Source organism: Paenibacillus sp. S-12 (assembly GCF_030363895.1).
Lineage (GTDB): Bacteria > Bacillota > Bacilli > Paenibacillales > Paenibacillaceae > Paenibacillus_B > Paenibacillus_B alvei.
The window spans coordinates 20085-30303 of the sequence record NZ_JASIUF010000025.1 but is presented as its reverse complement, the minus strand read 5'-3'; the positions used below and the strand labels follow the sequence as shown (position 1 = coordinate 30303).

Genomic DNA, 10219 nt, shown 5'->3' with positions numbered 1-10219 from the left:
CCTCCACCCGCATAGCGGGTGGTTTTTTGTTTCGTGCGGTTCACGCACTCAACGGGCTAAAGCCCATAATAAAAAAAGAGCCTGAACGGCTCTTCTCTTGGTATCAGTCACAGCTCCGCTGCTTCCACAATGGAATGGACAATTCATCAGCTATTGATTTAGCTGTCCAATTCTTCTTTGCTTACAAGCCCGACTAAAGCGCTTACAGCCTGATCGGCGTCCGCGCCATCCGCAGTAATGGTAATCGACGTGCCGGTGCTGATTGCGAGACTCATAATACCCATGATGCTCTTAGCATTAACTTTCTTATCTTCTTTTTCAACGAAGATATCCGAAGAATATTTATTCGCTTCTTGAACGAACAAGGCTGCAGGTCTTGCGTGCAGTCCAGTCTTCAAACGTACGACAATTGGTTGTTGAGCCATGCGAATCATACCCCCTATATTCCATGTAGTTTACATTACTCAAATTTACGCTAATTTGCTCTATTTCATCACATATTAGCATTATAAACGATTTCAAGCGAGGAATAAAGTTTATCTCGCTATCCGTTGCGCAATCGTTCAGCCATCTCATCTATCTTGCGCAGTCGATGATTGACACCAGATTTACTTACTTTACCACTCAGAAGCTCGCCTACTTCCTTCAGGTTAATATCCGGGTGTGCCAATCTGACCTCCGCTACTTCCCTTAGCTTATCCGGTAGTTTCTCTAATCCAAGATGCCTCTCCAGATAACGAATATTCTCGATTTGACGAACGGCTGCACCAATCGTCTTATTCAGGTTAGCCGTTTCGCAATTGACGATCCGATTCACTGAGTTGCGCATATCCCGCATAATACGGACATCCTCAAACTTGAACAGTGCTTGGTGGGCACCAATGATATTGAGGAATTCGATGATTTTTTCGCCCTCTTTAATGTACAGGACAAAGCCTTTTTTACGTTCAATGAATCGGGCATTCAGCTGGAACTCATTCGCTAATTCAACCAATGCGCGGCAATGCTCCTCGTACATCGAGGATATTTCCAAGTGATATGATGATCCCTCTGGATTATTCACCGATCCACCTGCCATGAACGCCCCACGCAAATACGCACGTTTGCAGCAGTTATTTTCAACGATTTGCTCATTTATGCCGTCCGTGAATAAAAAACCTTCCGATACAATGTGCAAATCACGTAAAATCTCCTGCACACGCGTCGGAATGCGTACAATGTACACGTTGTTCTTTTTCAGGCGCATCTTTTTGCGGACAAGCAGCTCTGTATGAACTTGAAAATACGTTTTGACAAGTGTATAAATGCGGCGGGCGATCGCAGCATTCTCTGTAGAAATGTCCAATATTACCTTGCGGTTGGACGAGAGCTGCACAGAACCGTTCATGCGCATTAATGCAGACAGTTCCGCCTTCTCACAGCACGACTCGGATTCGATCATCGTTAATTCTTTTTTTGTCTGTGCTGCAAAAGACATTGCGGCTCACCTCTTTCGTATCATCCAATTTTCCACAAGCTGATAAATATGATGACTAAGCTTATCTGCGTCATGTCGCAGATAGGTGCGGAACAGCACTAAAGAATCTGCAATTACTTGATAGCCGCGCTTCGTCACTTCTTCCATATCTAAATGTACGGCCTTCGCGCCCTGCTCGGCATATTTATCCTGAACTTGAGGCGGGATTTCACCGTTATTCACGATCACATAATCGAACAGCTGACTGCCGACATGCAACTGTACAGCCTCTAAATGATCACCGACCGAATAATTATCCGTTTCTCCCGGTTGGGTCATCACATTGCATACAAATATTTTCACCGCATTAGATTCTAACACCGCCTGGGCCAGCTTTGGTACGAGCAGTGTTGGGATTATGCTGGTATAAAGACTGCCTGGGCCAATCAAAATTGCATCCGCCTGACGGAGCGCCTCCACGGCCTCAGGCAACGCATCCACCTGTTCCGGTTCTAAAAAAACACGTTTAATACGCTGCCCCGCTTGAGGAATGGAAGATTCACCGGATACAATCGACCCATCTTCCATCTCTGCCTTAAGGACAACTGCCTGATTCGCTGCTGGCAGCACGCGGCCTCGAACCGCAAGTACGCGGCTTAATTCCCGTATACCTGCCACAAAGTCGCCGGTAATGTCAGTCATTGCTGCTAGGATCAAGTTACCCAAACTATGTCCTGCCAATCCAGACCCATTCTTGAAGCGGTATTTCAACATCTCTGACAGCGAGGGCTCCACATCTGCCAACGCTGTCAGCACACTGCGTATATCTCCTGGCGGGGGCATTTGCAGCTCGCTGCGCAATATGCCGGAGCTGCCTCCATCATCCGCCACGGTAACGATTGCGGTAATATCGAGCGGCTTTTCCTTCAACCCACGCAGCATGACCGACAGCCCTGTGCCGCCGCCCATAACCACAATACGCGGGTGAACTCGCTCTTCATCTTTACATGTCATAACGCCCCTCCACTAATGCCGATCTCTCTCAGCATCACGGTGACTGACACGAACAACCTCCGTGTCACTCGCACCAATTGTACGACCTAAATATTCTGCAATAGCCACTGATCGGTGCTTGCCGCCTGTGCATCCGATGCCGATGATGACCTGACCTTTCCCTTCCTTGCGATACTGCGGCATGAGAAAGTTCAGCAAATCAAGCAATTTAGTAAGGAAGGCCTGTGTTTCAGGCCATTTCATGACATAATCGTATACTTCAATATCCTGTCCAGTTCTCGGGCGAAGTTGCTCCACATAATGCGGATTTGGCAAAAAGCGTACGTCAAAAATAAGATCCGCGTCAATTGGCACGCCATATTTAAAGCCGAACGATGTCACATTCACCGACATCACGTTCTGATCGGCGTGCGTGAATCTAGCCGCAATTCGTTCCTTCAGCTGCACGGGCTTCAAATTGCTCGTATCAATGACTTGTGTCGCCCAACCCTTCAAATCTTCCAGCAGAGTGCGTTCCTGCTTAATTCCCTCAAGCGGCATGCCGCCTGGATTGAGAGGATGACGACGACGGCTCTCCTTATAACGGCGAACGAGAACAGAATCCGTTGCATCCAAGAACAATATTTCACAATGGATGGTAAAGTGATCACGAATATAATTAATCGATTCCGATAAAGCCGTGAAAAATTCCCTTCCGCGCAAATCAATGACAAGGGCTACCTTGCCGATCTTGCCCTTGGACTGCTCGATGAGTTCAGCAAACTTCGGTATAAGTACTGGTGGCAAATTATCCACGCAGAAAAATCCGAGATCCTCCAAGCTTTGAACCGCAATTGTCTTCCCAGCACCAGACATTCCCGTAATGATAACCAGCTTTGCTAAAGCTGTCATCTCTGATGATTCCATCATCGTTCGTCCTCTCCTCCTTACAAGATTCGGCTACGAACGCAAGAACAAGCCTGCCGCACCGATCATACCGGCATCATTGCCTAGCTCTGCTGGCACGATGGATACGCCGCGCGTAACCGGGTCAGGTGTTAATTTCATGAATGTTTCACGAATCTGCTCAAACAGGAATTCCCCTGCCTTCGATACGCCTCCACCAATTATGAAACGCTCTGGATTCAGCGTCACTGCTACAGCAGCCATTGCTTTACCTAAGTAATAAGCTGCACGGGATACGATGCGAACTGCGACCTCGTCCCCTGCCTTCGCAGCGTCAAATACATCCTTTGCTGTGATACTCTCTACAAGGGATAAGGAAGTACGATCCCCACGTTCAACTGCATCATTGGCCATACGAATGATACCAGTAGCAGAAGATACTGTTTCCAAGCAGCCCATCTTGCCGCAGCCGCATTGGATAGCCTCCAGATCCGGGATAACCGCCATATGGCCAAGCTCTCCTGCAAGACCTGAGAATCCTTGTACAATTCTTCCATTAATAATGATGCCTCCGCCGACACCCGTTCCTAGCGTGTAGCAAACACAGTGGTCAATACCCTTGCCTGCGCCGCTCCACACCTCGCCAAGTGCGGCAACATTTGCATCATTGTCAATTTTAACTGGCTTGCCTAGACGTTCTTCCAATATGGAACGGATCGGCACATCCTTGAATCCTACGTTGGGCGCCAAAATAATAATGCCTTCCTTTACATTCGTAAATCCTGCGACTCCCGCGCCAACACCAGCCACTTGGCTCCAATCGTAAGGAGATTGTTCCACGATGAGACGAACATATTTTTCGATATTATCCATGACAGTATCCGGACCCTTAGCTACTTCAGTTGGACCCTCAAATGTATGCAAAAGCTTGCCTTCTGCATCACAGATTCCAACTTTAATGGCCGTACCGCCCAAATCGACACCCACGTAGATCTGCTCAGACATGCGTCATCCACCTTTTATATACGTAATCGAATTATGGTACTTTCAGTACCCACTATACGCGAACCCACTAGTCAGGTCAAGAGAACGGAACCTCTAGTAAAACGTTGTCAGGCCGCGCCAGAAGTGCTTACCACTCCTTCTGACAACCCAATTGATCCATACAATCCAATGCTCGCCCGCAGGCTCGTTTCTCCTCTGTTCCGCATGAATATCTGCCCGATTATTCGAAAGAAAAGAGGGAGCCCGCAGGCTCCCAACTTTCCGAAAAGTGAGTACACTTCTAGCTATATCTCCAACAGCACTACACCTTCATTTTCCAGTGTTTTATTCCTATCGAAGACGTGCTTAACTGGAGGTCAGCACATTATTTATTCAAAGACTGGCTCCAGTCCTGTGTAATATGGCCTTCGAGGAATTTCTCACAGTCCAAAGCGGCTTGGCAGCCAGAGCCTGCTGCTGTAATTGCCTGACGGTACTTCGTATCATGCACGTCGCCAGCGGCAAATACACCTGGAACGCTCGTTTCCGTTGAACCTGGCTTCACGATGACATAACCTTGCTCATCCAAGTCGATGTGACCCTTCAGGAAATCCGTATTTGGCTTATGACCGATGGCTACGAACAAGCCGTCCGTCTCCAAAACTTCTTCTTCGCCTGTTTCGTTATTCTTCACCTTCAAGCCCGTTACACCCATACCTGTGGAAATGACCTCGATTGGAGTACGGTTCAATCCCCATTTGATCTTCTCGTTGTTCTTCGCGCGATCTTGCATAATCTTCGAAGCGCGAAGCTCATCACGACGGTGAACCAATGTAAGCTCGGATGCGAAGCGAGTTAAGAAGTTCGCTTCCTCCATTGCGGAGTCTCCGCCCCCGACAACGATAATTTTCTTCCCTCGGAAGAAGAATCCGTCGCAAGTCGCACATGCGCTAACCCCTTTGCCCAGGTTTTCTTGTTCACCTGGGATGTTCAGGTATTTTGCGGATGCGCCAGTTGCGACAATCAACGTTTCCGTAACAATTTCGCCTACGCCTTCCACTTGAAGCTTGAAGGGACGGCTAGATACATCAACGCTGTTTACCCAACCTGTCTTGAACTCTGTGCCGAAGCGCTCAGCCTGCTTGCGCATATTGTCCATCAATTCAGGGCCCTGAATGCCTTCAGGAAATCCAGGGAAGTTCTCAACTTCTGTAGTTGTCGTTAACTGCCCGCCTGGTTGAGGTCCCTCGATCACAAGCGGATTCATGTTGGCACGCGCCAAGTAAATAGCTGCTGTATATCCTGCTGGTCCTGTACCGATAACAACTGATTTATATACTTTGTTCTCCATGGGGTTGGCCTCCCTTATGATCAAGTTTTAACTTTATCTTCATGTAAAGGATTGCTTGATTTTAGCTTCTACCTGACATGTGTCTTCCATTCGTTTCACATGCTTGGCAACCGTAGCTGCTGATACGCCATATTGCTCTGCTGCAACCTGATAGGATATCTCTCGACGCAGCATTTTCGCAATGATGAATTCAATTGCCGCTGCCCAGCTTGCCGCCTTGCCAATACGGGGTACTTCATCGGGATATAGACGCGTAATAAACTCCACCCAGAGCGTCTCTGCATCATGCATATGGAACAGATCATAACGCTCCCTCATGGACTCGCGCAATATATCAAGCACCTGCTGCCACTGCGCTTCCCACACCGGCAGACGATTCGCAATATGATTGTGGTGAACTTGGATGTGCTCACCCTTCCACTCTACTTCAATGGGCCCTTCCACTCCGTGCATACGGAGAACATAGACTGCCACCTGCTTCAAATAGGCATCCTGTTCAGGATCCAACAGCATAGAGCACAGCGCATCATTTGCCTCATCGTCACCAAGCATACTCATTGCCTGCAGCGCTTGAAGCTTCACATCTGGTTCGCCAAACCGCAGCGCCCAAAACAAGGAAGCACGTACTAGCGGATCTTTCTTCAACTGCTGCTCCCAATTCCCACCACTCTTTGATCTTCCAGAGCGCCCGCTATCCTGGGATGCAGCCTTAGCAGCAGCCCTACGGCTTGCCTCCTCATAAGGCAAACGATAATGGTAGGTTGGCATAGGATCAATGTCGCCTTGATCACGCTGCTGCAATCGCTCCATATAGTAAGTTGCGATGCCTGATTCAGGATCGAGTCTGCGGCATACTGCCCACCAGCGCGACGCTTCCTCATATCGACCTAAACGGCAAGCCGCTACGGCCGCATAATGATAAATGCTTGCTTCTCGCAGCATATTGCCCGCTACTAAACGCCGCAAATGCCGATAGGCAAGTTCATGTTCATCCAGCATCCCCATCGTGGTCGCAATCTTGAACAGATGCTCCCGATAGAAGGGCTGAACCTTGCTAATCATCGCAATCAGCTGTTGGACTACAGCTTCATTGCCTGCGTGGCGTTCGAATATCGCGAGGTTACACAGAGCGTGCAAATTCCCCTGATCTCTCTCAAGCACGGCATCAAGCGCCTTCCGAGCTTCATCGAACTGCCCCATATAATAATAAACTAACGCTAGGTTGTTCCGTGCTGCCAAATAATCTGGATCCGACTCTACAACCTGCTTCAACAATTTCTCTGCCTCGACGAATCGACCCGCCTCCAGAAGCAAGCGTGCTTCTGCATGGTTATCCTCTGCCTGCTCGGAGACTCCCATCTCTTCGTCGCTCAGCGCTGACGGCAGCTTCGCTGCTGACGTTTTTGCCCTCACATTCTGCCCACCTCGGTGCTGTGATGAGGATTGCTTATTGGCCTCGAAACGGATCATTTCGAGCATTTCTTCCGCTTCCTCCGCATACATCCCCGTAAGATCTCGGGACAAATACGTTTCCAGCATCGCCTCCGACTGTTCGAACTGTTCCATATATGCAAAGTTATTCGCCATATAGTAGTAGCATTCGTTCATGTTCGGATCGAGTTTATGCAAGATGTGGTGCAATGTATCGTTTGACTCTTCGAACTGGCCCGCTTCTGCAAGAGTTCCTGCTAAGTTGCAATGCAAAATAGGGTTGTCCGGTTCGAATTCCACCGCCTTACGAAAATATGTCAACGCCTTGTCGTAGTGCAGCCGTTCCAACGATTGTACTGCACGTTCAGAGAACGCAGCAGCGTCCATTGGGAACATAACCACCTTATTCTGTTCTGCCATCGCCAAGGCCCCTCCTGACACTATATACTGTACACATACCCATCAGTATACCATAATGGAGCTCATTTCCCGCATCCCTTTCGCGAAGACTTTAAAAGGAGTCGTTTTGATCCCTTCATTCCGTCGCAATAGCAGGTCTAAGCCGCCATATGCCCCACAACCTCGCAAAGGCTGAAGGGACAAGAAGGAGCACATCTGAATGACATCAGCAATCAGATGTTTATTTTTATTTAATAATTATTCTCATCTTATTATAACTCAAATCTTTGTTTCCGGCAATCAATAAACCCTTATAATGGATAGTAACCGAATTGATTCGATCACAAACAAAAAGCAGACACTGCACTGCGCGCTCTTCACAGAACACACATCACAACGCCCGCCATTCCAAATCCAGCCTGTTATTCACGATTTTACTTTCCCCTGCTCATTATACGTATCTCGTCTTGGCCCACTGTGCCGTATTTCTAATTCGGATAATACATCTGCTAGCGCGATATCGCGCTCCCGGAGCAGCACAAGCACATGGAACAGCAGGTCACCAATTTCACCGACCATTTCCGTCTTGTCCCCACTCTTCGCTGCGATGACAACCTCCGTTGCTTCCTCGCCAATCTTCTTCAATATTTTATCGAGGCCTTTCTCGAATAAATAAGTGGTGTATGATCCTTCTGGCCGTTCAAGCTGCCTTTGTGCGAGAAGGTTCTCCAGTGCTGATAATACTGAAACGCCCGCAGGCGCTGTTTTATCTGCTTCTGGTACCGCAGTTATCTTCTGAGCATTATCGAAGCAAGTTCGGCTTCCGGTATGGCAAGCCGGCCCTTTGGATCTCACCTGAACAAGAAGCGTGTCCTGATCGCAATCCACAGACATGGATACAATTTGCTGCGTATTGCCTGATGTTGCTCCCTTATGCCACAGTTCCTGACGGGAACGACTCCAAAATATGGTTTCCCCCGTCTTGCACGACAAAAGCAAGGATTCCCGATTCATATACGCTACCATTAGAACATCCTTCGTTTCTGAGTCCTGCACGACAGTCGGAACAAGTCCACAATCATTCCAACGAATCAGATTTGCCAAGCGTTCACCAGCTGCCATTACCTGTTGAGTCATCGTACATGTACCCCCTCTGCCTGAAGCGATGCCTTCACCCCCGAAATCGACACCTCTTTATAGTGGAAAATTGACGCCGCAAGCGCTGCATCTGCATGCCCTTCAGTAAATGCCTCTACAAAATCACCCGCGCTGCCTGCACCGCCTGAAGCGATAACGGGAATGCCGACCGCATCAGATACCGCACGCGTCAAGGCAATATCGAAGCCATCCTTCGTTCCATCCGCGTCCATACTCGTTAACAGCAGCTCTCCTGCTCCTAGCCGCTCTACCTCTTGAGCCCAAGCGACTGTACGCAAGCCAGTCGGTGTACGGCCACCATCGATATACACTTCCCACTCGCCCCAAGCTATATTGTACTTAGCATCAATGGCAACAACGATACATTGCGATCCGAATCGCCGAGCTCCATCTGCTATCAAACTCGGCTTTTTGACTGCCGCTGTATTTATGCCAATCTTATCCGCACCTGCACGAAGCATGCGCATCATATCCTCGACAGAGGAAATGCCGCCACCTACTGTGAAGGGGATGGAGATCTCTCCTGCGGTCTGACGTACTACCTCCACCATCGTCGCCCTGCCCTCGACAGTTGCGGAAATGTCCAAGAACACCAGCTCATCCGCACCTTCCCGATCATACAGAGCAGCCAGTTCTACCGGATCTCCAGCATCACGCAATTGAACAAAATTTACTCCTTTTACAACACGGCCATCCTTTACATCCAGACAAGGAATTACACGCTTCGCCAACATCGCAGTCGCCCCCGTCCGTATTAGCTTCGCTCGGCTGCTCCCAGCCGTACCGCCTCAGTTAAATCAATACCGCCTGTATAAAGTGCCTTGCCAATAATCGCCCCTGCTACACCATCTGCCGCATACGCTGATAGTGCACGGATATCATCCATGCCGCTCACACCGCCTGAAGCAATTACCTGCTGTCCTGATGCCTTCGCCAGCTGTACAATTGCCTCGACATTCGGGCCCTTCATCATGCCGTCTCGTGAGATGTCCGTAAAAATGAACGTCTTCGCTCCTACCGCAGCCAATTCAGCAGCCAGTATATCCGCTTTCACTTCCGACGTCTCCAACCACCCGCGTGTGGCAACAAATCCATTGCGAGCATCAATACCGATCGCTATGCGTTCTCCATACTTTCCAAGTGCCGCTTCGACGAAATCGCGATCCTCTATCGCCGCTGTACCCAGTATGACCCTCGGTACACCCGTATCAAGCAACAGTTCAATATCCTCAAGCGTACGCAAGCCGCCTCCAACCTGAATCGGAACCGATACTGTCCGTGCAATTTCGCCAACCAACTGTGCATTCATCGGCCGTCCTTCCTTCGCTCCGTCCAAATCCACCACATGAATCCAAGATGCTCCATTCGCTTCCCAACGCTTTGCTACCTCTACTGGCTGCTCATCATAGACTGTTTCCTGTCCATAGTCCCCTTGTACAAGTCGGACACACTTTCCCCCGCGAATATCAATTGCTGGATATATCGTGAACGCCGCCATCTGTCTCGCCTTCCTTTCCCATCGTTCTTCATTGCTGCCTTGT

At 49.1% G+C, this 10219-nt stretch carries 10 protein-coding genes; all 10 read right to left on the bottom strand.

Annotated features, from left to right (window positions below):
* Positions 1 to 158 precede the first annotated feature (158 nt).
* Positions 159 to 425, bottom strand: coding sequence for an HPr family phosphocarrier protein (locus tag NO352_RS22765; protein WP_005545782.1), 267 nt, complete (start codon positions 423 to 425; stop codon positions 159 to 161).
* A 119-nt stretch (positions 426 to 544) separates the two neighbouring features.
* Positions 545 to 1477 (bottom strand): DNA-binding protein WhiA, encoded by a 933-nt coding sequence (gene whiA, locus NO352_RS22760; protein ID WP_163979415.1) that lies wholly within the window; start codon positions 1475 to 1477, stop codon positions 545 to 547.
* Between the two features lie 6 nt (positions 1478 to 1483).
* Positions 1484 to 2470, bottom strand: a complete 987-nt coding sequence (locus tag NO352_RS22755; protein WP_005545777.1) for a gluconeogenesis factor YvcK family protein — start codon at positions 2468 to 2470, stop codon at positions 1484 to 1486.
* Positions 2471 to 2482: 12 nt separating this feature from the next.
* A complete protein-coding gene (rapZ, locus tag NO352_RS22750; RefSeq protein ID WP_163979413.1) occupies positions 2483 to 3379 on the bottom strand; it encodes an RNase adapter RapZ in 897 nt (298 codons plus the stop codon).
* Between the two features lie 30 nt (positions 3380 to 3409).
* Positions 3410 to 4360, bottom strand: a complete 951-nt coding sequence (locus tag NO352_RS22745) for an ROK family glucokinase (protein ID WP_005545773.1) — start codon at positions 4358 to 4360, stop codon at positions 3410 to 3412.
* Positions 4361 to 4724: 364 nt separating this feature from the next.
* Positions 4725 to 5690, bottom strand: coding sequence for a thioredoxin-disulfide reductase (gene trxB / locus NO352_RS22740; protein ID WP_005545771.1), 966 nt, complete (start codon positions 5688 to 5690; stop codon positions 4725 to 4727).
* Positions 5691 to 5729: 39 nt separating this feature from the next.
* Positions 5730 to 7541 (bottom strand): tetratricopeptide repeat protein, encoded by a 1812-nt coding sequence (locus NO352_RS22735; protein WP_289356828.1) that lies wholly within the window; start codon positions 7539 to 7541, stop codon positions 5730 to 5732.
* A gap of 405 nt (positions 7542 to 7946) precedes the next feature.
* Complete coding sequence (gene hisIE, locus NO352_RS22730) at positions 7947 to 8657, bottom strand: bifunctional phosphoribosyl-AMP cyclohydrolase/phosphoribosyl-ATP diphosphatase HisIE (RefSeq protein WP_289356827.1); 711 nt, start codon at positions 8655 to 8657, stop codon at positions 7947 to 7949.
* Positions 8654 to 9412, bottom strand: a complete 759-nt coding sequence (gene hisF / locus NO352_RS22725; RefSeq protein WP_289356826.1) for an imidazole glycerol phosphate synthase subunit HisF — start codon at positions 9410 to 9412, stop codon at positions 8654 to 8656. Before hisF ends, hisIE begins: the two co-directional genes overlap by 4 nt.
* A gap of 20 nt (positions 9413 to 9432) precedes the next feature.
* Positions 9433 to 10176: a 1-(5-phosphoribosyl)-5-[(5-phosphoribosylamino)methylideneamino]imidazole-4-carboxamide isomerase gene (gene hisA, locus NO352_RS22720; RefSeq protein ID WP_005545763.1), complete on the bottom strand. Its 744-nt coding sequence runs from the start codon at positions 10174 to 10176 to the stop codon at positions 9433 to 9435.
* Positions 10177 to 10219: the final 43 nt, after the last annotated feature.

Coding starts and splice junctions, on each gene's coding strand:
- NO352_RS22765 (WP_005545782.1), bottom strand. CDS start 425: ATGGCTCAACAACCAATTGTCGTACGTTTGAAGACTGGACTGCACGCA.
- whiA (WP_163979415.1), bottom strand. CDS start 1,477: ATGTCTTTTGCAGCACAGACAAAAAAAGAATTAACGATGATCGAATCC.
- NO352_RS22755 (WP_005545777.1), bottom strand. CDS start 2,470: ATGACATGTAAAGATGAAGAGCGAGTTCACCCGCGTATTGTGGTTATG.
- rapZ (WP_163979413.1), bottom strand. CDS start 3,379: ATGATGGAATCATCAGAGATGACAGCTTTAGCAAAGCTGGTTATCATT.
- NO352_RS22745 (WP_005545773.1), bottom strand. CDS start 4,360: ATGTCTGAGCAGATCTACGTGGGTGTCGATTTGGGCGGTACGGCCATT.
- trxB (WP_005545771.1), bottom strand. CDS start 5,690: ATGGAGAACAAAGTATATAAATCAGTTGTTATCGGTACAGGACCAGCA.
- NO352_RS22735 (WP_289356828.1), bottom strand. CDS start 7,541: ATGGCAGAACAGAATAAGGTGGTTATGTTCCCAATGGACGCTGCTGCG.
- hisIE (WP_289356827.1), bottom strand. CDS start 8,657: ATGACTCAACAGGTAATGGCAGCTGGTGAACGCTTGGCAAATCTGATT.
- hisF (WP_289356826.1), bottom strand. CDS start 9,412: ATGTTGGCGAAGCGTGTAATTCCTTGTCTGGATGTAAAGGATGGCCGT.
- hisA (WP_005545763.1), bottom strand. CDS start 10,176: ATGGCGGCGTTCACGATATATCCAGCAATTGATATTCGCGGGGGAAAG.